Genomic DNA, 23,289 nt, shown 5'->3' on the forward strand with positions numbered 1-23,289 from the left:
GTCACTCAACTGGTCTAGCGCTGCTCTCGTCATCGCTGACGACCAAGGAGCAAGCCATGTCGAAGCCGGTACTGGGCGCCGCATTGTCCATCAAATCGATCCCCGCGCACCGCGACTGGCTTCTGGAACGGCAACGCGATCTCGAAATCCAGGATTTTTTCCGCGCGGATTTGCTCGATGGCGATTGGCGGAGCGCGGCCGGCGAGATCAAGCAGATGCTCACGGGCCATACCGGCCGGCTCGGCATCCACGGGCCGTTCTGGGGCTTCAAGATCGACAGCCATGATCCGATGATCCGCCAGGCGGTCACGAAACGCCTGCTCCAGGGGCTTGATGCCGCCGAGTTCCTCGGCGCGACGCAGATGGTGATCCATTCGCCGTTCACGACCTGGGACCACAACAATCTCGATCTCTATCCGGACAACCGCGGCAATATTGTCGAGCGCGTACGCGCGACGCTCGCCGAGGTGATCGCGCGTGCGGAAAAGACCGGCTGCGAGATCGTGATCGAGAACATCGAGGACAAGGATCCGCGCGATCGCGTGCGTCTGGCCAAGGCGCTCGAAAGCGCCAGGGTCCGCGTCTCGCTCGACACCGGCCACGCCAATTACGCGCATGTCTCCACCGGCGCGCCGCCGGTCGACTACTATGTCGAGGCCGCCGGCGACATGCTGACGCATGTGCACCTCCAGGACACTGACGGCTTTGCCGACCGGCACTGGGCGCCGGGCGAGGGCAACATCCGCTGGGTCGCCGTGTTCCGCGCGCTTGGCCGGCTGACTTCCAATCCGCGGCTGATCCTCGAACTGCGCAACCACGACGACGTCCGCGCCGGCGCAGCCCACCTCGCCGCGCTCGGTCTCGCTGAATAACCGACATCGTAGAGGGCAGGGGTTATCGTCATGAGCAAGCTCACCCGTCGTACCATCCTGAAATCCGGCGGCGCTGCCGCAGGCACGCTTCTGCTGCCGCGCTTTGCGATCGCGCAGGGCGACAATCGTCCATCGGTGACGATCGCCGTGCAGAAGGTGACGAACTCGAACGTGCTCGACGTGCTGCGCGAGCAGTCCAATGTCGGAGAGCGCGTGTTCTTCTCCTCGATCTGGGAGGGCCTGATCTCGAAGAACTGGCGCGGCAGCCTCGAGGCCGTGCCGGGGCTCGCCACCGAATGGCGCCGCATCGACGACCAGACCGTCGAGGTGAAGCTGCGCCAGGGTGTGAAATTCCACAATGGCGACGAGATGACGGCGGAGGACGTCGTCTTCACCTTCAGCCGCGCGCGCATGTTCGGCGAGACCGAGGCCAAAAGCCGCTCCACCATCCAGGCCTTCGAGAAGATCCCGACGCCGCGGCCGGGCAAGGAATTGCCGCCTGATGTGCCGGCGGTCGCACGCCGGATCTGGCCGGACCTCGTACGCGTCGACGCCGTCGACAAATACACGGTGCGCTTCTACAACGCGACGCCGGACGTCACGATCGAAGGCCGGCTGTCGCGTTACGGCTCCGACATCGCGAACCGCCGCGCCTGGGACGAATCCGCAAGCTATCTCGACTGGGCGCGCAAGCCGATCACGACCGGGCCCTACAAGGTCGTCGAGCTCAAGCCCGACGTGTCGCTGACGCTGGAAGCGCATGACGAATATTGGGGCGGCCGCCCGCCGCTGAAGCGCATCCGCTTCCTCGAAGTGCCCGAAGTCGCGAGCCGCATCAACGGGCTGCTCTCGGGCGAGTACCAGTTCGCCTGCGATATCCCGCCGGACCAGATCGCCGGCATCGAGAAGAACGCCGCATTCGAAGTGCAGGGCGGCACCATCCTCAACCACCGCCTGACCGTGTTCGACAAGAACCACGCCCAGCTCGCCAATCCGCTGGTGCGCCGCGCCTTCACCCACGCGATCGACCGTCAGGCGATCGTCGACAGTCTGTGGGCCGGCCGCACCCGGGTGCCGAAGGGCCTTCAGTGGGAATTCTACGGCGACATGTTCAACGCCGACTGGAGCGTGCCGGCCTATGATCCGAAGCTCGCGCAGGACCTGCTGAAGCAGGCCAACTACAAGGGCGATCCGATTCCCTATCGCCTGCTCAACAACTACTACACCAACCAGGTCGCGACCGCGCAGGTCCTGGTCGAGATGTGGAAGTCGGTCGGCCTCAACGTCCAGATCGAGACCAAGGAGAACTGGTCGCAGATCATGGAGCGTGCGCCGACCCGCGCGGTGCGCGACTGGTCGAACTCGGCGGCCTTCAACGATCCCGTATCGTCGCTGGTTGCCCAGCACGGCCCGAACGGCCAGCAGCAGCAGATCGGCGAGTGGACCAATGCCGAGCTGAACACGCTCTCGGAGTTCCTGGAGACCTCGACCGACCGCGCGGCGCGCAAGAAGGCGTTCCGCCGTATGCTGGAGATCGCCGAGCGCGAAGATCCCGCCTACACGGTGCTGCACCAGAACGCGACCTTCACGGCCAAGCCGAAATCGATCAAGTGGAAGGCATCGCCGGCCTTTGCGATGGATTTCCGCGCCGGCAATTTCGAGGCGTGATCCGTGACAGCGCTGATCAGCATCGAGCGCCTGAGCGTCGCCTTCGACGGTGTGCCGGTCTTGCGCGGTGTCGATCTCGCCTTGCGCAAGGGCGAGGCCTTGGGCCTCGTCGGCGAGTCCGGGTCCGGCAAGTCGGTCACCTGGCTTGCCGCGCTGGGCCTGTTGCCGCGGCACGCACGCGTTTCGGGCTCGGTTCGTCTCGACGGACGCGAGATCCTTGGCGCGCCGGCCGCCGAGCTCGACCAGGTGCGGGGCGGGCGCGTCGCCATGATTTTCCAGGATCCGGCGAGCGCGCTCAATCCGGTGCTGACCATCCGCAAGCAGCTTTGCGAGGCCTTGGCGCTGCATCGCGATCTCTCGGGCGAGGCGGTGAAGGCGGAAGCGCGGCGGCTGCTCGATCTCGTCGGCATCCCCGACGCAGGCCGGCGGCTCTCCGCCTATCCGCATGAATTTTCCGGCGGCCAGGTCCAGCGCATCATGATCGCGATGGCGCTGGCCGGAAATCCCGACCTGCTGGTCGCGGACGAGCCGACCACTGCGCTCGACGCCACCATTCAGGCGCAGATCCTGGAACTGCTGTCGTCGGTCCGCCGCGAGATGGGCATGGCGATGGTGCTGATCAGCCACGATCTCGGCGTCGTCGCCGAGAACTGCGACCGCGTCGCGGTGATGTATGCCGGCAGCATCGTTGAGGAGGCGCCGGCCAACCAGCTCTTTGCCGATCCCGTGCACCCCTATGCGCAAGGCCTGATCGGTGCGCTGCCGCCGCTCGATGGACCGCGCCGGCGCCTGACCGCCATTCCGGGGACGGTGCCGGATCCGGCGACGATGCCGAGCGGCTGCGCCTTCGCGCCCCGCTGCGCCCTCGCGGCCGAGCCGTGCGGCCTGGTGGCGCTGAGCCTGGCGCCGATCGCCGACGATCGCGCCGTCGCCTGCATCCGCGCCGAGGCCTCGCGCCGCGCGCTGCTCGGGATCGCCGCCGAATGAACGCGCCGCTCGTCGAGGTGTCTTCGATCTCGCGCAGTTACAGCATGCGTTCCGGAATGTTCGGCCGGAGCACGGCCGTCCATGCGGTCGACGGCGTGTCGCTCACGATTCCCAAGGGCGAAACGCTGGGGCTGGTCGGCGAGTCCGGTTCTGGCAAGTCGACCACCGGGCGCATCGTGCTCGGCCTCGAGCCGCCGGATCGCGGTGAGGTGCGCTTCGACGGCAAGCCGATGGCCGCGCCAGGAGCTGTCGCGTGGCGTGCGCAGCGCGCGCGCGTGCAGATGATCTTTCAGGACCCGTTGGGCGCGCTCGACCGGCGCCTGCCGGTGGCTGCGCAAATTCGTGAGCCGCTGGACATTCACGGTGCAGGGACGCCGGCTGAGCGCGAGGAGCGCGTCCGCGAATTGTTGCGTGCGGTCGAGCTGACGCCGGCGCATGGCGCGCGTTATCCGGGCGCGCTCTCCGGCGGCCAGCGTCAGCGCATCGTGCTGGCGCGGGCGCTGGCGACCAGGCCGGATTTCCTCGTCTGCGACGAGCCGGTCAGCGCGCTCGATGTCTCGATCCAGGCTCAGGTGGTGAACCTGCTCGCCGATCTTCAGGCGCAGTTGTCGCTGACGCTGCTGTTCATCAGCCACGATCTGCGCGTCGTCCGGCAGATCAGCAATGTCGTTGCGGTCATGTATCTCGGCCGCATCGTTGAAATCGGCAGCGCCGACGATCTTTTTGCGCGCCCTGAGCATCCGTACACCCAGGCGCTGGTCTCGGCCTCGCCCGCACCCGGCCGCCGCAGCGCGGGCCGCATCGTGCTCGCGGGTGATCCGCCGAACCCGGCGGCGCGTCCCCAAGGCTGTGCCTTCCATCCGCGCTGTCCACGCGCGGTTGCGCGTTGCGCGACCGAGACACCGGCCCTGTCCGCCGTCGGCGGCGACCGGCAGGTCGCATGCCATCTCGTGCCGGGTGCCCAGGCCGAGACGCAGGACGCGGCGTGATGGGACGCTATTTCGCCATTCGTATCGGACGGGCGGCGCTCACGATCGTCCTCGTCGTCACCTTCGCCTTCGTGGTCCTGCGGCTGTCCGGCGATCCCGCGCTGATGATCCTGGGACCGGAGGCGCCGCCGGAAGTGCTCGCTGCCTTCCGCAAGGCCTGGGGCCTCGATGATCCCATCTGGCTTCAATATCTCGACTATTTTGGCGCCATCGCAAAGGGCGAACTCGGCCGCTCCATGCGCGACGGACGGCCAGCGATCGAGCTCGTGCTGGAGCGGATCCCGGCGACGCTGGCGCTGACCTTGCCGGCGTTCGCGTTCAAGGTCGCGCTCGGCATTCCCGCCGGAATCTACGCCGCGCTGCATCGGGGATCGGCGATCGACCGCGCCGTGATGATGGCCGCGGTGGCCGGTTTCACCGTGCCGAGCTTCGTGCTGGCGCTGCTGCTCGTCCTGGTCTTTGCCGTGCAGCTTGGCTGGCTGCCGTCGGGCGGACAGGAGAGCTGGCGCCACGCCGTCCTGCCGATCGCAACCCTGAGCCTCGGCGGTGCCGCGGTGCTGGCGCGCTTCACCCGCAGCGCGATGCTGGAAGTGCTGGGCCAGCCCTATATCCGCACGGCGTCGGCGAAAGGCGTGCCCTGGCACAGGGTCGTGACGTCGCACGCGCTGCCGAACGCGGCGATCCCCACCGTCACCATTCTCGGCTTCATGGTGGGAACGCTGATCGCGGGCGCCGTCGTGGTCGAGAGCGTGTTCTCGTGGCCGGGAGTAGGGCGCCTGCTGGTGGTTGCCGTCGCCAACCGTGACCTCGCCGTGGTGCAATGCATCCTGCTGCTGGTCGCGCTGACCATGGTCACGTCCAATTTGATCGTCGACTTCCTCTATGGCTTCCTCGATCCGCGGCTGCGCGCCAAGGGAGCACATGCATGACCGACGCGACGCTGAAGGACACCGCCATCCGTCGCCGCATCAGCCTTCCGCCGATTCCGGTCTCGGTTGCGCTCGCGGCCGGCTGGATCATCACGATGCTGGTGATCGCAGCCTTCGCCGAGAAGATCGCGCCCTATGGCTACACCCAACTCGACCTGCGTAACCGGCTCGCCGCACCTGGCAATGTCGCGCACTGGCTCGGCACCGACGAGCTCGGCCGCGACGTGCTGTCGCGGCTGCTCGTCTCGATCCGCATCTCGCTCCTGATCGCCTTCGGCGCGACCGCGATCTCGGCCATCGTCGGCACCACGCTCGGCTTCCTCGCCGCGCATTTCCGCGGGTTCGTCGAGCAGCTCGTGCTGATGCTGTCCGACTTCCAGGCCAGCATGCCCTTCCTGATCATGGCGCTCGCCGTGCTCGCCTTCTTCGGCAACTCGCTGCCGCTCCTGATCGGCCTGATGGGATTTTTTGGCTGGGAGCGCTACGCCCGCATCGCCCGGGGCCTTGCCATCTCCGCCAATGCGCAAGGGTACGCGGCCGCGGTCCGCCAGCTCGGCGCGACGCCGCCTCGGATCTATCTGCGCCACATCCTGCCCAACATCGCCTCGACCCTGATCGTCTCGACGACGCTGGTCTTTCCCGAGGTGATCCTGATGGAGTCCGGCCTGTCCTTCCTCGGCCTCGGCGTGCAGCCGCCGATGACCAGCCTCGGCAACATGGTCGGCTACGGCCGCGAATACCTGACCCGGGCGCCCTGGATCATGCTGGCGCCGGCGACCACGATCGTGGTGACCACCCTGGCGGTGTCCGTGATCGGCGACTGGCTGCGCGACCGGCTCGATCCGACCCTGCAATAGCCCGACTGGCGCCGAACTGCCCGAGCTTCTAGCTCGGGATATCGAGCTTCTTGCCGCGCCCGAGCGCGAATTGACCGACCGGGCCCTCTATATGGAATTCCAGCTCCGTCATTGTCGCGAACAGATCGATGTTGGTGCTCCCGATGGCGCAGCCGCCGAGGTCCATATCGGTCGCGGCCAGGTAAAACGTCTGGATCAGGCTGCCGACATCCTTCAGGATCAACGAATATGCGATTGAGCTGTATTTCCAGGAGACGCGCCCAAATCGCGCCGCGATCGTGATCAGGATTTGTGGCTGACCCGGCGCGTCCATGGCGAACTGGGCTGCCACCGAGTGTGCCTGGAGTTGTTGGGTGGAGGCGCTGATCGCCACCAGCGCGTGGCTCCCTGCATCGTAGTGGTAGAGTCCGCGCGCAAGCCCTTCGCAGTTCGAGACCGTCAGGTACAATTCCAGCTCGTAGGCGCTGCCCGCCGACGGATAAGGCCTCGTGCTGTAGGTGACGTCGGGACCGCCGTCAAAATACGGGCCGCTCTTCCATTCGGACACGACGCGCGCGGTGGTGTCGAGAAACTGCGCGAGTTCGCCGAGCGTGACAGGATTCTTGTCGTCGAAATCCCGTGTTGAGTGGCGTTCGCGCAACAGCTTCGGGAAGAGAGAGTTCGGCTCCGGGGAGGAGAATTTGCGCAGGTCGATCTTGCTGCCGGGCCAGGGCGGGCGCACCGCAGGAGGCGGCGGAACGACGCTCGCATAGCTGAAGGCGGCGCCGACCGGATTGGCTTGCCGGCCCTCCGTGCTCCGCGTGTGAAACACCAGATCATGGAAATCCCAGAGAACGAGATTGCCGTCGCCTTCATTCACGCGCAGGCCGTCGCCGAGTTTCGCATCAAGCTTGAGCAGGATCTGGCTGTCCAGCAACAGTTCGAGCAGATGGAGGGTGGAGGAAGCGACCTTCTGGTTGAGCTTGCCGATCTTCTGAGGCTGCGACAGAGCAGCAAGGGTGGCGGCGATGGCGGGATCGCCAATCCGGAACAGCGCGCCGGCGCGTGGCGATTCCAGCACCATCTCGTTGCCGCGCCGGCGCAGATAGGCAAAGCGCGACAACACGACGGTATCACGGCTGCCCAGCTTCGCGCGTCGCGGCCAGTAGTCGGGGACTTGAGGCTCGATGACCACGCGGTCCCGCTCGTCACGCGAGGAGGAGAGGCGATATTCCAGAAGCCCCTGCCGGGCCAGGCGATGCACCAGGGCGTCGATTTCCCTGGCGAGGATGCTCTTGCCTGCAAAGGAAGCGAGCGGAAGACCGGTGCTCAGATGTCGCGCGCGGTCCATCGCGGCCTCGCTGAATTGTCCGAGGTTGACGGAATAGTCGCCCAGCGAGGCGGCGATGTTTCCGTCCGTCTGCATCTGGAGGGAGAAGCGATGGCTCAATCGGGCAGCAATGTCTGGCGCGATCTTCCTGGTCGGTTTTTTCCTGGGAGTGCGCACGAAAGAGCAACCCTTCAGGTGTGTGGAAGGAATGAAGTCAGATCGTTTTCCGGTCGCGGCCGGTCCAACAATCCGAGCTTCACCGGCACATCGTAAAGGCGGCCCGGTGCGAAGCGGCGATAGAAATGACGCAGGCCGGGAACGAGCACTCTGACCACTGGAACCTCGACGTCGGGACGTGTCTGGTCGAGGACGAGGAAATCGTAGCCTGCACGGGCGGCGATCTCGACGCAGGCAATGACCTGGTCACGCGTATTGTCGTGGAGCTTGAGGCTCGGCGCCGGGGGGACGATCGGGCGGTGGCTCGGTGTCAGGAACGGGTAGTCTTCCAGGCGCAGCGGCGTGACACCGTCAAGTGTCGGCTTCTCGCCGCTTGCGCCGCCCATCATGCCGACGGACATAAATTGGGTCAGCTCGGTGAGGGAGCGCAGCAGGGCTATGTGCCGGTCGAAATGCGCGCCGGAGCCGAACTCGATATTTTCGTGTCCATTCTGCATCCAGTGCATGATCGCCACGTAAGTCGGAATGCCGAGGTCCGTGGTGATGTCGAGCACCCACAGCTTGCGCCTGGCTTCCGCAAATTGAGCCTGGAGATCCCGAACATAGAAATCGTCGAATTGCTCGAGATCGACCTGGGCGCGCTGCACCCGGTTATACCACCAGATCGCGTAGGCATCGCGCTCGATCAGTTCGAGGAAGCCCTGAACGATGGCTTCGTCGCGGGTGTTGCCGGCCGCGCAGCCGTTGGAATCCGTATGAAAGCCGCCATAGAAGAAGTACAGGAGGCCGGTCGGCAGATATTTGAAGCGTTTGTCGCGCAACGATGAGACCGGCGACCACTCGATCCTCGTCGAGGGATCGAACGGCTCGGGAACCGGATGGGGATCGTCCGGTTGCTGGAGAAACCTGTTCTTGAACTGCGTTGCGCTGAAGAGCTGGACGTCGTTGGGAAGAAGCGCGTCGCCAGGCGCGAAATCGGCAAATCGACGCGTCGTCCTGATCTCATCGCCTTGGAAAATGCCCGAATAGCGTTCGATCGACTCCATCAACGCGCTGGCTTCGCCCTGCTCAGCAGTCGAGCCCTTGCCAAAACTGCCCCCGCTCAATCCGGACCTGAGCTGGTCGATGCTGTGGGCCGGCGCGGAGAAATTGTGCTGGGCGAAGTAGTTGGTGTTCATCGGCAGATCGACGTCGATTCGTTCGAGCCTGGTCACCACCCCTGTCAGTGGGCTCACATGTTTGCGGAAGCGCGACACCGTCGACCGCGACGTCACGGTGCGATATCCACCGCTGGTCATGACGAGCCTCTTGCCCTCGGCAATCTCGACCAGGGCCGGAGATCGGCGCGGGTTGTTCAGCTTCCTGCTGCCGCAGGTCGGACATTGCGGACGTCGTGTCACGTAGTGCTTGGCGATGGCGGCGCCGGTCAGGTCGAAGCTTGCGATGTGATCGCACAAATCGGTGCGAAAATCCGAGGCAATTGCCTTGGCGATCTCGACGGCCGCAAAATGGATTCCAGCCTGGCCGACGCTTTCTCTGACGAGCGGCGATATGGCAACCGCAAGCGCCGGTCCCCGGTCGAGAAACCCCTTGATCTCCCGGTTGCGGATCATGCGATCGAACAGGCAGGTCCAGCAGGCGCTCTCGCCCGCTTTGAACACGGGCCCGACCAGCGGAAACGGGCCGGATGGCTGTACCAGCAACCAGGGCGTCTTGCCTGCCACACGTTCCTGGTTCAGTTCAGCAAGTCGCCGGTCGAGATAGTCGTTCGTCAGCGTGATCGTGAGCTTCGGCGCTCGCTTGGCGATTTGAACCCCGAGCTTGCTCAACGCCGCGGTCAGCTCCCTGGCGCCTTTGACGTCAATCGACTCGACCTGGACGGGGCAATTGCGAAAATTGTGTTCCGCGATCTCCAAAGACAGGCCGAGGCTTGCCAGGAAACCGCCGACGGCATCGTCGAATGCTTTCGGGGTCCGCGCTACGACATATCGGCGATCGAGCAGCCGCTTGATCGCTTCCTCGATCTTATCGGCCGGGAAGCGCTTCGAAAGCTGGCGAATGATCTGCGGCCTGGCGTTGCCGTGTTTTCCGATCGCAGTGGCCAAGGCGCAGTAGAGTTCGCCGTGCAGGAAGAATTTGCGATCCTCGGAATAGAGGCAAACCGCATCGGGAGGCAGTACATAGGCGGTAAAGTTCGGTGCAAATCGGAGGAGGTCTTTGCGGGTCTGCCGCGGGACGCGGGTCTTGCTATTGGCATTCATTGCGTCAGCACGCTGATCCGGTTGCCGTTACGTCAGATCGCCGGCGCAAGACGGTTCGTCGTGCCCGCGCGCTGGAATTTTCCCACAGAATTGAATCGAATTCGGCTGTCACCCGCAAGCCGCCGATGCAAGCGTCGTAGCGAAATCAAGCAACTGGCCGGCCCCTTTCTTGAGGCCGGCCAATGACCTATCAACCCGTGAATTTGACATTCGGAACGCGCCGAGGCCTAGCACCAGCGGCAGCGGCCCCACGATGCGCAGCAACCCGCGCATGATACGGCGCATCCCACCACACCAACGGCACAACCCGCACATCGGCAACCGACGCCACATCGGCAACCACGGCAAGCCCGGCAGCCTCTGCAGCCGCGGCAACCGCCGCATCCGCGCCACGCCAGCTGCACGCGGCTACCGACGTTTTCCTTGTCGAAGAGATGGAAGGTGGCGAGGCTGACGTCAGCCATTTCCTCTTCATCGAGGGTGATTGCCTGACCCGATCCAAAGTTCGGCAATTGCTGTACGTCGTGTGTCGGCACGGCGGACGCCGATGCGCCTCCCGCCAGCGAGAACGTCAACCCTGCGGCTCCGAACGCCGGCACGGCGACTTTGGTCACTCGCTTCTTCCCTTTAGAAGTCTGCTTCGCCTGCCGCATGGTCGAACCTCCGAGCATTGCAAGAAGCATCCCAGCCGCGGTAAGTCTACGCCCAGGAAATCACGCGAGCAACAACTACGCGCACCAAAGCGCGGCGCGGCACGTTCAGGATATATTCATCTTCATGAACGGCATCGGCACGGCCCGTTGACACAGGCATCAACGATCCACGCACGTGGCGGGCGCGCACGGAGTGCCGCTTGGTGCGGTGCCGCAATCGCATCGGGGCTTGAACGGAGAGATCGGCGTGGCAGATCAACTCGGACGTTTCGCCTGGTACGAACTCCTGACCACGGATGTCACGGCAGCAGGCGCATTCTATCGCAAGGCCGTCGGCTGGGGGTTGAGGGATGAGTCGACTCCGGAGCTGGCTTACAAGGTGGTGAGCAGCGGCAGCGCTCCGGTCGGCGGACTTATGGATCTCCCGGAGGAGGGGCGGAGACTGGGGGCGACGCCGAGGTGGATCGGTTACGTCGCCGTCGACGACCTGGAGGGGACCGCCGCGCAGATCAGGCGTCTCGGAGGCTCGATCCTTGTGCCGCCGACCGATACCAATATTGGCCGAATAGCGGTCGTTGCCGATCCGCAGAAAGCGACGTTCGGTCTCATCCAGGAGTCGACATATGGCCGATCGACGCCGGGCGGGCTGGACGAGCCGGGGCGCGTTGGCTGGCACGAGCTATTGGCCGGCGACCGGACCGCGATCTTCGATTTCTACAGAGAACTATTTGGTTGGCAGAAGGCCGACGCTCAAGCCGATCCAGCGGACTGGTATCAATTGTTTTCGGCGGGTGGGCAAACGGTCGGTGGCATGCTGACGAAACTTCCGAGCGTAGCGCAGCCATGCTGGCTGCATTACTTCAATGTCGACGACATCGGCGCTGCGACCAAGCATGTGAATGCTGGTGGAGGCCGGATCCTCCAGGGTCCGATCGAATTGCCTGATGGCTGCTGGATCGCACGATGTGTCGATCCCCAGGGCGCCCTGTTTGCACTGCAGGGGGCCCGAGGTCATCCAGGCATCGAGCCATCCTCGGCCTCGGAAGTCGGGTGGTCCGCCAAGTGGGGCGACGTTGCCTCACAGGGGAGAATTGTGCTGCCCAAGCCGAAGCGCTAGCTGCGGCGTCTGCCCGGCGCTGGCGCGACCCTCCAAGAGGCCGCGCCGGGAGCAGGGGAGGCCTGCGATAGGCCGATCCGGCCGCCGCTGGGCCAAGTTCCCGTTGCGCCAGCCCACCCCGTGCGCTATCCGGCCGGAAAGGCCTGAGGCGGCTTCTGAATTTTCCCGCTCAGGCACCCAAACCCCGAGGACGGAAACCGCCATGCCAGCCTATCGCTCCCGCACCACCACCCACGGCCGCAACATGGCGGGCGCCCGCGGCCTCTGGCGCGCGACGGGCATGAAGGATGCGGATTTCGGCAAGCCGATCATCGCGGTCGTCAACTCCTTCACCCAGTTCGTGCCCGGCCACGTCCATCTGAAGGACCTCGGCCAGCTCGTCGCCCGCGAGATCGAGCAGGCCGGCGGCGTGGCGAAAGAGTTCAACACCATCGCGGTCGACGACGGCATCGCCATGGGCCATGACGGCATGCTCTACAGCCTGCCGTCGCGCGAGCTCATCGCCGACAGCGTCGAATACATGGCCAACGCCCATTGCGCCGACGGCCTCGTCTGCATCTCCAATTGCGACAAGATCACGCCCGGCATGCTGATGGCGGCGCTGCGCCTCAATATCCCCGCCGTGTTCGTCTCGGGCGGTCCGATGGAGGCCGGCAAGGTCAAGCTCCAGGGCAAGACCAAGGCAGTCGACCTCATCGACGCCATGGTCGCCGCGGCCGACTCCAAGGTCAGCGACGAGGACGTCAAGGTGATCGAGCGCTCGGCGTGCCCGACCTGCGGTTCGTGCTCGGGCATGTTCACCGCCAATTCGATGAACTGCCTGACCGAGGCGCTGGGCCTCGCGCTGCCCGGCAACGGCACCGTGGTCGCAACCCATGCCGACCGCAAGCGGCTGTTCGTCGAGGCCGGCCACACCATCGTCGATCTCGTCCGTCGCTATTACGAGCAGGACGATGCCTCCGTGCTGCCGCGCAACGTCGCCAACTTCAAGGCGTTCGAGAACGCGATGACGCTCGACATCGCGATGGGCGGCTCGACCAACACCGTGCTGCATCTGCTTGCCGCCGCCCATGAAGGGCAGGTGGAATTCACCATGCGCGACATTGACCGTCTCTCGCGCCGGGTGCCGGTGCTGTGCAAGGTCGCGCCGTCCGTCGCCGACGTGCATGTCGAGGACGTGCACCGTGCCGGCGGCATCATGGGCATTCTGGGCGAGCTCGACCGTGCCGGGCTGATCGACACCTCGGTCTCGACCGTGCATGCGCCGACCATGAACGATGCGCTGGAGCGCTGGGACGTCAAGCGCTCCAAGAGCGAGGCCGTGCGCACCTTTTTCCGCGCCTCGCCCGGCGGCATCCCGACGCAGGTCGCATTCAGCCAGGAGCGCCGTTACGACGAGCTCGATACCGATCGCGAGAAGGGCGTGGTCCGCAACCTCGAGCACGCCTTCAGCAAGGACGGCGGTCTCGCCGTGCTCTACGGCAATCTCGCGCAGGACGGCTGCATCGTGAAGACCGCCGGCGTCGACGCCTCGATCCTGAAATTCGCAGGGCCCGCCCGCGTGTTCGAAAGCCAGGACGCAGCCGTCGAGGGCATTTTGGGCGGCAAGGTCGTTGCCGGCGAGATCGTGGTCATCATCTACGAAGGCCCGCGCGGCGGACCGGGCATGCAGGAGATGCTCTATCCGACGAGCTATCTGAAATCGATGGGCCTGGGTAAGGCCTGCGCGCTAGTCACCGACGGACGTTTCTCCGGCGGCTCGTCCGGCCTGTCGATCGGGCATCTGTCGCCGGAAGCGGCCGAGGGCGGCAACATCGGCCTCGTGCGGACCGGCGATCGCATCGCCATCGACATCCCGAACCGCAGCATCAGCCTGGAGGTCTCCGACGAGGAACTCGCCAAGCGCCGTGCGGTGGAAGAGGCGAAGGGCGATGCCGCCTGGCAGGCGACCAACCGCAAGCGCAACGTCTCCACCGCGCTGCGGGCCTATGCTGCACTCACGACCAGTGCCGCGCGCGGCGCGGTGCGCGAGGTGAAGCGGCGCTCGAAGTAAGCGCGTCTTGTGCGGGCGTGATCGCGAGCGCCGCGATCACGCATCGCCCATGGTCAATGAGTTCTTACCGATCGGCGAAAATCCGCCGTTCGCATTAAGGATGCCCCAACGAACTTCGGCAGCCCAGGATTTCGCGGCGTATACTGCTGCGATCGTCAGATCCAAATCCATTTCGGGCAACTGGGGCACCACCACAATGTCTCGTACTCTTGCTGTCGTTTTCTCAACAGTCGTCGCCGCGATTTCGATGACGGGCGCGGCCTCCGCCGGCTGCTACAATTGCTACGCGCCGCCGCCGTGCACGACCTGCTACCAGCAGCAATATGTGCAGCCGCAATACCGCACCGTCGACGAGACCGTGATGGTTTCGCCCGGCGCCACGGTCGCGCACCGCACGCCGGCGCAGTACCGCACCGTGATGGTGCCGCAGACGGTGATGGTGGCGCCCCCGGGCGTCCAGTACGAGCGCATCCCGCCGCAATACGCCACGCGCCAGCGCGTCGAGATGGTCTCGCCCGGCTATTCCTATTACGCCCCGGTCGCGACCGGCTGCGCGTCCTGTGGCGGCTACTGAGCCAACGCATCCGCATACGAACTTCGCGCGGCGCTCCTCACGGGGCGCCGCGTTTTCTTTGGCCCGATACAAGCGAGGCCCGGTCGAGGAGGGGAAACTCCAGCCGGGCCTCGCAACCGGCAACGCCCTGGGTGGTGTCGACGGTCCTGCCGAAACTAGAGGACCACCCTGACGCTCGCCTGACAGACCGCGTCTTCGGAAGCGCGCAGGCCGCGCGGGTACGCCAACTTCGCGTTGCCTTGTGCGGTCGTCTGCGTTAAGCGACAGCCATTCGCCGCGAGGGAAGGGTGGCCGAGTGGTTTAAGGCACCGGTCTTGAAAACCGGCGTGCCCGCAAGGGTACCGTGGGTTCGAATCCCACCCCTTCCGCCAGTATATTGTTCTCCTCTGTTCGAAGTCGTTCGAATTCCACAGCAAAATCAGTGTCTTGCGCCGAAAGACTGTGCTTTGCAGTTCGCCGGTGTTCCTCCTAATCGGGGCACTGACCGTGGTTTTTGCCCGTGGGTTCGGAGGACGGTTTTTCCCGGAGGGACAATGGCTGGAAGGTTCAAACCGCTCGACGTAGAACGCCAAACCAAGCCCGGCAAATGCGCCGACGGCGGTGGGCTTTATTTGATTGTTACCGGACCAACATCGAAGAGCTGGTCGTACCGATATTGGAAGGACGGCAAGGAGCGCTGGCACGGCCTCGGCTCCTTAAAAGACGTGTCGCTAAAGGATGCGCGGCTGGCACAGGATGCGGCGCCTGCGCGTGAAAGGCGATCGCAGCACCGCCGGCGTGGACATAGTGCAGGAGAGGCGAAGGGCGCGCGAAGAGGCGAAAGCCGTCGAGGCCAAGGTTGTATTGCCGACGTTCGAGGAATGCGCGGAAGCCTACATCCGGACGAATTGGTCGACCTGGAGCGAGAAGCATCGCGATCAGTGGCCGTCCTCCCTCAAGCGTTACGCCTATCCCACCATCGGCAAGCTGACCATCCTGGAGATCAAGCCGAGCCACATCCACGATCTGCTCGAGCCGATCTGGGTGGAGAAGCGCGAGACTGCGAACCGGGTCCGCGGTCGGATTGAAACGATTGTTGCGAAGAACGTTGATATCGACGATCCAGACTTCCGCAATCCGGCCGAGCTTACGAGGCAGTTGCGCGAAAAGCTTCCAAAGCGCCCCAAGCGGGTCGTCCGCCATCATCCAGCCTTGCCGTACGCCGAGGCGCCGGCGTTCATGGAACTTCTTGCCGGTGCGCCCGGAACAGCTGCTGCGATGCTACGCTTCCTAATCTTCACGGCTTGCCGCACGAACGAGGCCGTCGAAGGGCATTGGTCTGAGATCGATCGCCCAGGCTCGACCTGGAAAATTCCCGGCGAGCGAATGAAGATGGACCAGGACCACTACGTCCCTTTGACGGATCCCGCGTTGGCGGTCCTCGATGAGATGCGAGACGGCCGCCAGGCGAACTGATCTTCACCAATCCCGAAGGCGGGTCATTCTCCGAAAACGCGATGCTCGCGGTACTTGATCGTATCGGCTACGGGCACGTAACGGTTCACGGCTTCAGGTCGACCTTCGCAACTTGGGCTGAGGAATGCACTGACTATCCGGACGGCGTACGCGAGGCTGCGCTGGCCCACAAATACAAGAGCGAGACCACCGCAGCCTATCAGCGAGGCCAAAAGTTCGAAAAGCGCCGGGCGTTAATGAAAGATTGGGCCGTGTTCCTGAGCGGCAACAAGGTGACCCAATTGGATGACTGGAGGACAGGGAAGGGTGTCGAGCCATCGCGAAGCTACCGCGTGAGAAGCTAGTGGCCCCGAAACGCTCACTCAAAGGCGACCTGAACCGCAGCCAACCGACTAAGCGATTATGCGGCAGCGTATGCCAAGTACTCGTTTAGCACATGCTCTTTGATCGCCTCTGGCTCCCGCTCCCCTTGCGAAGCAAGCCACAGAATGCGCTCCGCAACTTCCACCGCAGAACGATGCTGCTGTCGGGTGAAGGCCGGGGTAGCGAGCACTTCATCAAGAATGGTGCGTAGCATTTGCACCGTAGGTGTGTCGTACGCCATGTGACCAATATCCGAATACTGAACAATGTCTCAAAGGCAGCACGCGCAATATAGAGCGCAAGCCGTCTTGGTCGATCCGGCCAGCAATTTACCGGAAATGAAAATCTAAGACGGTTTGATTGCGGTTCTGTGACAGCGAAGCAGCCACCATAGTTCCATCGTTTGATGATCGTGAGGCAAGGTGATGTGGGCAGAAATCTCAAAAGCGTCGTTCATTAGTATTCCGATAGTCGGAACTCTATCCGGCCTGCTGTGCATGCGCACGGCCTATTCAACATACAAGTTGATCGGAGCCCGCTTCGACGGCGCGAATTTTCCATGGTTCTACACCGCGCTACAAAGCCCTTGGTACGCAAAGCAATTTTGGGGACAGGACGATATTGCTAATGTGCTTCCTGATGACTTGAAGACGACGGTCACTCGCGCGAGAAACCCTGATTAACTACGGAATGGCGACAATCATTTTATGGACCATCTTTGCTCTCTGCGTCGGGGCTACAGCAGCCCATTTCGGGAGCGGCACATAGGCRACACCCACTGTCCGCTATGGGTCTTGGCTGTGTGAAAACGCGAAGACACTCAATCGCGATAGAAGAAAATTATTCGTCCAAAACCGTTCTAGTCGCTCGACGCGCAAGCGGATTCAACTTGGGGATCGAACTGAAGAATATCATTCTTCGTCGCGTTTCGATTTTTGAGTTTTTACACAGCCAGGGTCAATCGCGTTGGTGTGCCCCTCAGCCGGTGACTTCCGGTTTGCGCCGGACTTCGGACATGTCGCTACGCTGCGCCAACCGACGCGATGGGCCAAAACCTGCCGTGAGCAGACCTTCAAGGCCTCGACCCAATGCTGCCCAAGCGTTTCCGCACGGGATCCATCGATTATGGATGTATTGATTGAGGGCCTAGTCCGAACCTCGGTGCGAGTGTTGCTTGGCAGGAATCCGGTCATCTCGGCAGGTAGTTCGAGACCTCACGCCAGCGGTCTGACAGCACACCGGCCGACACCAGCATCTATCTCGTCGCTCGAATAGCCGATCTCGGCGGCGATCTTCCTGGAGTGGGTGCCGTACCGAACCGCAGGCTTGAGACGACGTAACGAATTGGCTGCCGCCCGCACCCAGGTCGGCGCCTTGATCCGCCAGCATCATGGCTGCCAGCGGTCCTGCGATGTAGTGGCCAATCTCAATCACCTTGACACCCGCGAGTGGACGGTCGGCTGTCCCGGTCATGCAAAACCTCATGAAAGTCGTTTGAAGCAACCAATTTGGTAAATACGCGATTGCTAGTCTTGTCTTCGCGCAGCGAAAATCATGCAAGTCGTTGTGCCATGCGCAAGAAGCTTGCCCACGTTATCGACGATGCGACCCTCGGCGGTAGCGCCCTGTCTGCCACGGTGAACGACGAGGCCAGAGGCGATAACGGGCCCCGGTCCCGGCTTTAGTGGACGTGCGAGATTCACATTGAAGTTTGTTGTCGTGAAACTCTCGCCTTCATCAAGCGTCGTGTGAACGGCACAGGACATCGCCGAGCTCAAGATCACGGCGAGGTAACCACCGTGCACGACTCCTCCCGGGTTTGCGAACTGTGGCCCGGGCCAGGCGGTAAACTCCGTGCTGCCGTGCCTTGCCGCGGACAACTGGAATTCCAGTGGCTTGCAAATGGGAGCGGCTGGCGCCCCCGTGCGCAAAAGCTCGCGGAAGAACTTTAGTCCTTCGTTCTCTGGCGATGCAGGACACTCGTCGCCCATCATCATGGTTTCCTTCCTTGCAGGATCAACCGGCAGGCCAAGCTAAAAGTCCAGTTTCCGGCCAGCGCCGCGCCTAATGCAGCTTCGCCGACCGCGAAAAGCGCGGCGGCGTGCTGCGTGCCGTCCATCCGTGGCGATGCTTAGCTCACGTGGCCGGACAGCGACGGCTTAAGCACATATTTTCCCGTCGCCTGCCGAGTTTCCATGATGCGGTGAGCTTCGGCGGCTGCTTCGAGAGGCAGCCGCCCGGCAACCTCGACGTGAAGGCGCTTTTCGGTGACAAGTCCCGCAACGGTATCGAAGGCCCTCTGCGCTTGATCCGGCCGGGTCTTGAACCAGTGACTGACGTAATAGCCAACCACCGTTTGGTTCATCGGCATTAGGCGCTGGGCGACAAAAGAAGAGGGCCGCCTGCTGGCGGTCCCATAAACGACGAGGCGCCCGAATGGGGCGAGCGCGGCGAGAGCCTGGTCGAAAAATGAGCCCCCCACCATGTCGAGAACGACATCGGCCCCGCGTCCCCCGGTAAGCCGTTTCACCTCGCGCGGCCAATCAGCGGCGGCATAGTCGACGGCGTAGTCGGCGCCCCGCGCCAAGGCTTGCTGCCGCCGTTCGGGTGTGCTGGCGCCGGCAATAACGCAGCCGGCGTCCAGAATCTTGGCGAGCTGAATTGCGTAGTTGCCAACGCCTCCGGCGCCGCCGGGAATAAAAACAGATTCGCCGGGCGTAATCCGTCCAGCTTCCTTGAGCATTTGAAAAGCGGTTACACCGGCAACGACAAGCGTGGAGGCGACGTCAAGATCGAGTCTTGGGTCCAGTTTGATGACGTTGTCGACGCCGGCGAGGGCGTACTCAGCGTAGCCGCCAAGACCGTCACCGCCGAAAAAAGCAAAGACCCGATCACCGGGATGCAGCGCTGTGACGCCCTGGCCAACGGCGTCTATGACACCGGCGGCTTCGCTGCCAAGGATCGCCGGCAAAGGTGTCGGCAGTGGATAAGGATCACCGCGCCGACGCACGATATCGGCGTAATTTACGCTCGCGGCTTCGATCCGGATGAGCACTTCGTCAACCCCGGGCTGCGGCTTCAAAACCTCTTCCACCCGAAGCCCCTCGGCATCACCGTAGGCATGCAACACTACCGCCTTCATGGATCCGCATCCTCCATTATGACACTTGTCCTAACGCTGTGGCACACATAAATAAGACAGTCGTCCTAGTCAACTGCCATGACAGCCCATTCGCCGCGCGAACAGATGATTTTAGCCGCCATGTCCCTCTTTCAGAGGGAGGGCTATGCCGCGGCCTCATGGCGGCGGCTGGTCCAGGAGTCGGGAGCGCCCTGGGGCTCCGCCTATCACTATTTTCCGGACGGTAAGGAGCAGGTCGGCGTCGCCGCTCTCGAATGGGCTTCACAGAGTGTCGCTGCGGGCATGGCCCAGTGTTTCCCCGAAGGCGGCCGCGCTGCGGACGGTATCCGCAAATTGTTTGCGGGTAGCGCGGCGCACTTGGCGAAGTCCGGGTTCACCGCCGGCTGCCCCGTGTGCACCGTTGCACTGGAAACTGCACCCCACTCTGAGGCGCTCACTAAAGCCTGCAAAAACGCTTTCAGTCTCTGGCAGCAAACGATTGCTGATGGCTTGATCCGATGCGGAACTGCCCCGAAGAATGCGGAGACCCTCGCGCCAGTGATCTTGGCGGCCTTTGAAGGTGCTCTCGTTCAGGCGCGCGTGGCACAATCTCAGGAGCCTTTGCGCGCGTGTGGGGCTCAGATTGCCCGGCTTTGCGACTGAGAGCTTCGACTAGGCTCTACGTCCGTTGAGGGTCAAAATGCGAAGAACTCAACCTGAGCAAATCTTGTCCGGCATGCACTCATAAGCCGACCTCGTGGAGCGATGCCGCGATTTCGTCGAAGGGCCGATATTGTTGCAAACGTCGTTTTTCGCCGATGACCAAAATTCTGCGGGCCGTGGGCGCGACTTTCGCGTACAAGATGCGAGGGACCTCACGGCCTCACGCAAAATTCACAGGCGACTTCGGTAACGCGATTGAGGTCATACGAATCAGCGATCGCTCGCTGCTTAGTGTTTTCGCGAAAAATCTTGAGCCCTGCAACTTTCGACTTTTGCAACACAATCGGCCAAGAGCCGATGTTCATAGGCGTATCGGATGCCGGGACATGTTCCGGCGGCACGGCCGCACAAACCTGGCGGCGAAGGCAAGAGCGACCAGCAGGTCCGGTGCCGCCGATTTCGGCTGCATCGAGACCGCCAGCGGACTTGCAACGAAGACCGCCGTCAGGCCTTTCGACGCCTGGATCGTCAGCGCAGCCACCGACACGCCCGCGATCACATCCACGAAGTAATGCCCCCCGACCAGCGGGGTCGCGACGAGCATTCCCCCATTCAGCATCAGCAGGGCGGGACGCAGCCACCAGATGCTCCATAAGCTCCAGATGCTGAGAAGTGCCGTGGCAGCGTGAAAGCTCGGGAAGGTGAGGATGCCGCCGAGCTTCGCGAGGTTGAGAGCTCGCAACGTGCCATCGCGCAGCATCGGTATTTCGCGCGCCTGTCCTCCATATCCGTTCGCGTTGAATAGCTCGGTGTCGGAGGGCAGTCCGAACTCGAAATAGGTGCCGATCGCCGGAAGCAGGGAGGAGACGACAATCACCACGCACAACGCCAATGTCGACGCCAACACGAACTGCTGCAGACGGATGTATTGCCCCGTCAGCCCCAGTACGACCGGGACGCCGAAGGCCGGCACGAGGAGCATTGCGTAAAAGAACTTGGCGTAGGGCAGTAATTCCGGATGGGCCATCGCAAAATGGAAATATGCAGGCCAATCCAGGCCGAGCAATCGGTCAAGCTCGGCAAATCTCGCGTCCTGCAGCGGCATCCCGGCGCCCAAGCCGATATACGACAGCGGCGCCGCGAAGATCACGAAACAACCCATCTGTCCAAACGCGAGCATGGTGAACGCCGGCCGCTCGCCCCAGCCCCGCCGCATGAGCCCCAGCCCGGCAACCGCCAGCGCCGGCGCTGTGACGACCTCCGTCGTCATCAAACCTTCCAGCGTGAAAGTTGTTGCGGCAAGCCCGATGCAGAGCGCCAGCGCACATCCAGCCACAAGGCTCCAGTTGACAAGTTGCAACCTGTTCGCAATCCGTCGTTCCGTGTGACCGACCGAGCGCAGCTCCTCCTTGACAGCACAATTTGCTCTCGCAAAAGGCGGCGCACTGAACATTCCAATTCCCATTCCATCGCACGTGCAATTTCGGGCAGTTCTCCCAGAAGTTTAGCGCCCACACTGTCCGGTTGCACCTCATGACGAGTGCTATCGTTATTGTTGGTGAAAATTTTGTTTCCAAACGTTGCTGGCAGCGTTCCTGCAATGAAACCTCGCTCGCGAGCAGGAAGAGGCGATCTCGGCGGTAGGGTCAAACGGAGTTGAGATGCTGTTGACGTGTCTGCTCAGGGGTCACGGATCTGAGGACATTCGCCGAGCGGCTATCTTTGAGCTCGAATCTCAATCTTGAAATGCTCGGCTCATTGCGACGAGTTTTGATGATTGCCGCGATGAGAGCGCTTGACTGAAGGGAGCGACCACACCGCAGGCTATTGATCGGACCGTCACCGCGATCGTTGACGTCCAGCGAACAAAAGCAAAAGGACGAGCGAACCGGGCTGGCCTAACGACAGCACAGCCACGACGCATTCAGCGATCGCGGTTGGCTGAACCGTCCGCATCGGAGCGGTCAGGCAGGAGGCTGAAGAGCAAGCGACCCAACACAGACAGGTCCGGCAACCCTGCAACGGATTTTCCGAAGATGGCAGAATGCCACTGTTTTGCCCGACGGGTCAAACGGCTTTGCGCGGATAAAAAAAGGCCTTGTGCCAGCGGGACTTAGCTACTGTGCATGGGGTTGTTTGCGCGAATTTTATGCCTGCGCCTGATGGTGTGCTGCGCAGGCCCTGCCCAATTGTGGAACTTTTTCCCCAGCTCCGCGTTGAAAGGTCATGACCGAGGACCTTTCCTTCCGACGCAAACCCCTGACACCCGAACAGCGCCAGGCGCGCGATGCGACACGCCGGATCGAGGCGGAAAAGGCCATGCGCGACCATGAGGAGGCGCAGAAGGCGTTTTACGCCAACAAGGAACGGCTCAGAGCCGAGCGCCTCGCGCGCGAGGCGAGGGCAAGCAAGGGCTGATCGGGTCAGCCTCGGTCATCGCTAATGCCAGCTCGCCGCGCGGGTGGCACTGAGGGCGAGCTTGAGCGCCTGAACCGCGCCCGCGAATGCGCCGCGCGGCGGCGATTGCGCTTCGATCGCTTCTGCCGCAACACGGCAATCGTCGGCCACCATCAGGAGGCCGGTGCGCGCAAGGTCCATGGTGGAGAGCGCGGCCTGCTCCAGGCAGACGCGCTCAAGCCGTCGAAATTCCCGCAGCTCTCTGTTCATGCTTCGGCTCTCGCTTCCCCCATGGGCCATGCGGCCGTGAGTCCGGTTAACAAACAGTAAATGAGTTCGTTTAGCCGATGAGGCTGGTCCGGACCTGACGCCCGCTACGCGCGGGCTTGACGGCGTTTGCCTTCCGCCGGAAGCTTCAAATGATCCTCAATTGACGAGAACCCCGGAGACGATCGCCCCCAGCCAATCCGATTCCTCATCAGCGAAAGAGCATTGGAGCTGACCATGACCACGTTCGACAAGCGCGAGCAGGGCTTTGAGGCCAAGTTCGCCCACGACAAGGAGCTCATGTTCAAGGCCACGGCCCGGTCCAACAAGCTGCTCGGGCTCTGGGCCGCAGCGCAACTCGGGCTCAGCGGAGATGCCGCGGCGGGCTATGCGACGGCGCTGGTGACGGACAATCTGGAAAGCCAGACCATCGACGGTATCCTGCGCAAGGTCTCAGGTGATCTTGCCGGCAACGGCGTATCGCGTGAGCAGGTCGCGCAGAAGCTCCAGGAGTGCCTGCACCAGGCCGTGCAGCAGCTCGAGGCAAACGGGTGAGCCGGCACGCCGCGCGCTTCGC

Annotated in this window: 23 protein-coding genes, 1 tRNA gene and 1 pseudogene; 16 read left to right on the forward strand and 9 right to left on the reverse strand. The window is 63.2% G+C overall.

The genetic code is table 11. The annotated features are described in order from the left end of the window. Positions 1-56: 56 nt before the first annotated feature. Genes ACXJMY_RS09195 through ACXJMY_RS09220 form a run of 6 tightly spaced genes read left to right on the forward strand, consistent with a single transcriptional unit; the run spans position 57 to position 6,302 of the window. Positions 57-872, forward strand: a complete 816-nt coding sequence (locus tag ACXJMY_RS09195) for a sugar phosphate isomerase/epimerase family protein (RefSeq protein WP_456619001.1) — start codon at positions 57-59, stop codon at positions 870-872. 30 nt (positions 873-902) lie between these two features. After that, complete coding sequence (locus ACXJMY_RS09200; RefSeq protein WP_456619002.1) at positions 903-2,540, forward strand: ABC transporter substrate-binding protein; 1,638 nt, start codon at positions 903-905, stop codon at positions 2,538-2,540. Between the two features lie 3 nt (positions 2,541-2,543). Further along, complete coding sequence (locus ACXJMY_RS09205; RefSeq protein ID WP_456619003.1) at positions 2,544-3,527, forward strand: ABC transporter ATP-binding protein; 984 nt, start codon at positions 2,544-2,546, stop codon at positions 3,525-3,527. Beyond that, on the forward strand, positions 3,524-4,516 hold the full coding sequence (locus tag ACXJMY_RS09210) for an ABC transporter ATP-binding protein (RefSeq protein WP_456619004.1): 993 nt from the start codon (positions 3,524-3,526) through the stop codon (positions 4,514-4,516). Before ACXJMY_RS09205 ends, ACXJMY_RS09210 begins: the two co-directional genes overlap by 4 nt. Further along, complete coding sequence (locus ACXJMY_RS09215; protein WP_456619005.1) at positions 4,516-5,445, forward strand: ABC transporter permease; 930 nt, start codon at positions 4,516-4,518, stop codon at positions 5,443-5,445. Before ACXJMY_RS09210 ends, ACXJMY_RS09215 begins: the two co-directional genes overlap by 1 nt. Continuing rightward, positions 5,442-6,302: an ABC transporter permease gene (locus ACXJMY_RS09220; protein ID WP_456619006.1), complete on the forward strand. Its 861-nt coding sequence runs from the start codon at positions 5,442-5,444 to the stop codon at positions 6,300-6,302. The genes ACXJMY_RS09215 and ACXJMY_RS09220 overlap by 4 nt, the downstream gene beginning before the upstream one ends. A gap of 28 nt (positions 6,303-6,330) precedes the next feature. Here ACXJMY_RS09220 and ACXJMY_RS09225 read toward each other — a convergent pair whose 3' ends face one another. Both ACXJMY_RS09225 and ACXJMY_RS09230 read right to left on the reverse strand, forming a co-directional pair. Next, positions 6,331-7,707: a SagB/ThcOx family dehydrogenase gene (locus ACXJMY_RS09225; RefSeq protein ID WP_456619007.1), complete on the reverse strand. Its 1,377-nt coding sequence runs from the start codon at positions 7,705-7,707 to the stop codon at positions 6,331-6,333. 95 nt (positions 7,708-7,802) lie between these two features. After that, positions 7,803-10,049 (reverse strand): TOMM precursor leader peptide-binding protein, encoded by a 2,247-nt coding sequence (locus ACXJMY_RS09230; protein WP_456619008.1) that lies wholly within the window; start codon positions 10,047-10,049, stop codon positions 7,803-7,805. 900 nt (positions 10,050-10,949) lie between these two features. On the opposite strand from ACXJMY_RS09230, the gene ACXJMY_RS09235 reads away from it, so the two are divergent. Together ACXJMY_RS09235 and ilvD are read left to right on the forward strand one after the other, a co-directional pair. Continuing rightward, positions 10,950-11,819, forward strand: a complete 870-nt coding sequence (locus ACXJMY_RS09235) for a VOC family protein (protein ID WP_456619009.1) — start codon at positions 10,950-10,952, stop codon at positions 11,817-11,819. 202 nt (positions 11,820-12,021) lie between these two features. Beyond that, a complete protein-coding gene (ilvD, locus tag ACXJMY_RS09240; protein WP_456619010.1) occupies positions 12,022-13,872 on the forward strand; it encodes a dihydroxy-acid dehydratase in 1,851 nt (616 codons plus the stop codon). Positions 13,873-13,908: 36 nt separating this feature from the next. On the opposite strand, the gene ACXJMY_RS09245 is transcribed toward ilvD, so the two are convergent. Beyond that, positions 13,909-14,064, reverse strand: a complete 156-nt coding sequence (locus tag ACXJMY_RS09245) for a hypothetical protein (protein WP_456619011.1) — start codon at positions 14,062-14,064, stop codon at positions 13,909-13,911. Between the two features lie 55 nt (positions 14,065-14,119). Between ACXJMY_RS09245 and ACXJMY_RS09250 the strand changes: the two genes are divergently transcribed. From ACXJMY_RS09250 to ACXJMY_RS09270, 5 genes and pseudogenes are all read left to right on the forward strand, one after another. Continuing rightward, entirely contained in the window at positions 14,120-14,446 is a 327-nt protein-coding gene (locus ACXJMY_RS09250; RefSeq protein WP_456619012.1) for a hypothetical protein, read from the forward strand. Positions 14,447-14,727: 281 nt separating this feature from the next. Beyond that, positions 14,728-14,817, forward strand: a tRNA-Ser gene (locus ACXJMY_RS09255). A 162-nt stretch (positions 14,818-14,979) separates the two neighbouring features. Further along, positions 14,980-15,129 (forward strand): annotated as a pseudogene (locus ACXJMY_RS09260) (Arm DNA-binding domain-containing protein); the annotation flags it as partial. Between the two features lie 52 nt (positions 15,130-15,181). Further along, on the forward strand, positions 15,182-15,901 hold the full coding sequence (locus ACXJMY_RS09265; protein WP_456619013.1) for a tyrosine-type recombinase/integrase: 720 nt from the start codon (positions 15,182-15,184) through the stop codon (positions 15,899-15,901). A gap of 41 nt (positions 15,902-15,942) precedes the next feature. Next, a complete protein-coding gene (locus ACXJMY_RS09270) occupies positions 15,943-16,245 on the forward strand; it encodes a hypothetical protein (protein WP_456619014.1) in 303 nt (100 codons plus the stop codon). A 56-nt stretch (positions 16,246-16,301) separates the two neighbouring features. Here the strand turns inward: ACXJMY_RS09270 and ACXJMY_RS09275 are convergent, their stop codons facing one another. From ACXJMY_RS09275 to ACXJMY_RS09290, 4 genes are all read right to left on the reverse strand, one after another. Further along, positions 16,302-16,505 (reverse strand): hypothetical protein, encoded by a 204-nt coding sequence (locus tag ACXJMY_RS09275; protein WP_456619015.1) that lies wholly within the window; start codon positions 16,503-16,505, stop codon positions 16,302-16,304. A 905-nt stretch (positions 16,506-17,410) separates the two neighbouring features. Continuing rightward, the gene (locus ACXJMY_RS09280) at positions 17,411-17,749 is read right to left on the reverse strand and encodes a CoA transferase (RefSeq protein ID WP_456619016.1); all 339 of its coding nucleotides are present in this window, start codon (positions 17,747-17,749) and stop codon (positions 17,411-17,413) included. Between the two features lie 41 nt (positions 17,750-17,790). After that, complete coding sequence (locus ACXJMY_RS09285) at positions 17,791-18,261, reverse strand: PaaI family thioesterase (protein ID WP_456619017.1); 471 nt, start codon at positions 18,259-18,261, stop codon at positions 17,791-17,793. Positions 18,262-18,395: 134 nt separating this feature from the next. Next, positions 18,396-19,406: a quinone oxidoreductase family protein gene (locus ACXJMY_RS09290; RefSeq protein ID WP_456619018.1), complete on the reverse strand. Its 1,011-nt coding sequence runs from the start codon at positions 19,404-19,406 to the stop codon at positions 18,396-18,398. A gap of 78 nt (positions 19,407-19,484) precedes the next feature. On the opposite strand from ACXJMY_RS09290, the gene ACXJMY_RS09295 reads away from it, so the two are divergent. After that, complete coding sequence (locus ACXJMY_RS09295; protein WP_456619019.1) at positions 19,485-20,048, forward strand: TetR/AcrR family transcriptional regulator; 564 nt, start codon at positions 19,485-19,487, stop codon at positions 20,046-20,048. A gap of 361 nt (positions 20,049-20,409) precedes the next feature. Here the strand turns inward: ACXJMY_RS09295 and ACXJMY_RS09300 are convergent, their stop codons facing one another. Next, entirely contained in the window at positions 20,410-21,501 is a 1,092-nt protein-coding gene (locus tag ACXJMY_RS09300; RefSeq protein WP_456619020.1) for a phosphatase PAP2 family protein, read from the reverse strand. A gap of 773 nt (positions 21,502-22,274) precedes the next feature. Here ACXJMY_RS09300 and ACXJMY_RS09305 point away from each other — a divergent pair. Beyond that, complete coding sequence (locus ACXJMY_RS09305) at positions 22,275-22,466, forward strand: hypothetical protein (RefSeq protein ID WP_456619021.1); 192 nt, start codon at positions 22,275-22,277, stop codon at positions 22,464-22,466. A gap of 21 nt (positions 22,467-22,487) precedes the next feature. On the opposite strand, the gene ACXJMY_RS09310 is transcribed toward ACXJMY_RS09305, so the two are convergent. Then, positions 22,488-22,715: a hypothetical protein gene (locus tag ACXJMY_RS09310; protein ID WP_456619022.1), complete on the reverse strand. Its 228-nt coding sequence runs from the start codon at positions 22,713-22,715 to the stop codon at positions 22,488-22,490. 234 nt (positions 22,716-22,949) lie between these two features. Between ACXJMY_RS09310 and ACXJMY_RS09315 the strand changes: the two genes are divergently transcribed. Further along, positions 22,950-23,267 carry a DUF1476 domain-containing protein gene (locus tag ACXJMY_RS09315; RefSeq protein WP_456619023.1) on the forward strand — a complete coding sequence of 106 codons (318 nt, stop codon included), beginning with the start codon at positions 22,950-22,952 and terminating at the stop codon, positions 23,265-23,267. Positions 23,268-23,289 lie beyond the last annotated feature (22 nt).

The organism is Bradyrhizobium sp. P5_C12 (genome assembly GCF_054049735.1).

Coding starts and splice junctions, on each gene's coding strand:
- ACXJMY_RS09195 (WP_456619001.1), top strand. CDS start 57: ATGTCGAAGCCGGTACTGGGCGCCGCATTGTCCATCAAATCGATCCCC.
- ACXJMY_RS09200 (WP_456619002.1), top strand. CDS start 903: ATGAGCAAGCTCACCCGTCGTACCATCCTGAAATCCGGCGGCGCTGCC.
- ACXJMY_RS09210 (WP_456619004.1), top strand. CDS start 3,524: ATGAACGCGCCGCTCGTCGAGGTGTCTTCGATCTCGCGCAGTTACAGC.
- ACXJMY_RS09215 (WP_456619005.1), top strand. CDS start 4,516: ATGGGACGCTATTTCGCCATTCGTATCGGACGGGCGGCGCTCACGATC.
- ACXJMY_RS09220 (WP_456619006.1), top strand. CDS start 5,442: ATGACCGACGCGACGCTGAAGGACACCGCCATCCGTCGCCGCATCAGC.
- ACXJMY_RS09225 (WP_456619007.1), bottom strand. CDS start 7,707: ATGCAGACGGACGGAAACATCGCCGCCTCGCTGGGCGACTATTCCGTC.
- ACXJMY_RS09230 (WP_456619008.1), bottom strand. CDS start 10,049: ATGAATGCCAATAGCAAGACCCGCGTCCCGCGGCAGACCCGCAAAGAC.
- ilvD (WP_456619010.1), top strand. CDS start 12,022: ATGCCAGCCTATCGCTCCCGCACCACCACCCACGGCCGCAACATGGCG.
- ACXJMY_RS09250 (WP_456619012.1), top strand. CDS start 14,120: ATGACGGGCGCGGCCTCCGCCGGCTGCTACAATTGCTACGCGCCGCCG.
- ACXJMY_RS09265 (WP_456619013.1), top strand. CDS start 15,182: ATGCGGCGCCTGCGCGTGAAAGGCGATCGCAGCACCGCCGGCGTGGAC.
- ACXJMY_RS09270 (WP_456619014.1), top strand. CDS start 15,943: ATGCTCGCGGTACTTGATCGTATCGGCTACGGGCACGTAACGGTTCAC.
- ACXJMY_RS09275 (WP_456619015.1), bottom strand. CDS start 16,505: ATGGCGTACGACACACCTACGGTGCAAATGCTACGCACCATTCTTGAT.
- ACXJMY_RS09280 (WP_456619016.1), bottom strand. CDS start 17,749: ATGAGGTTTTGCATGACCGGGACAGCCGACCGTCCACTCGCGGGTGTC.
- ACXJMY_RS09285 (WP_456619017.1), bottom strand. CDS start 18,261: ATGATGATGGGCGACGAGTGTCCTGCATCGCCAGAGAACGAAGGACTA.
- ACXJMY_RS09290 (WP_456619018.1), bottom strand. CDS start 19,406: ATGAAGGCGGTAGTGTTGCATGCCTACGGTGATGCCGAGGGGCTTCGG.
- ACXJMY_RS09295 (WP_456619019.1), top strand. CDS start 19,485: ATGACAGCCCATTCGCCGCGCGAACAGATGATTTTAGCCGCCATGTCC.
- ACXJMY_RS09300 (WP_456619020.1), bottom strand. CDS start 21,501: ATGTTCAGTGCGCCGCCTTTTGCGAGAGCAAATTGTGCTGTCAAGGAG.
- ACXJMY_RS09305 (WP_456619021.1), top strand. CDS start 22,275: ATGACCGAGGACCTTTCCTTCCGACGCAAACCCCTGACACCCGAACAG.
- ACXJMY_RS09310 (WP_456619022.1), bottom strand. CDS start 22,715: ATGAACAGAGAGCTGCGGGAATTTCGACGGCTTGAGCGCGTCTGCCTG.
- ACXJMY_RS09315 (WP_456619023.1), top strand. CDS start 22,950: ATGACCACGTTCGACAAGCGCGAGCAGGGCTTTGAGGCCAAGTTCGCC.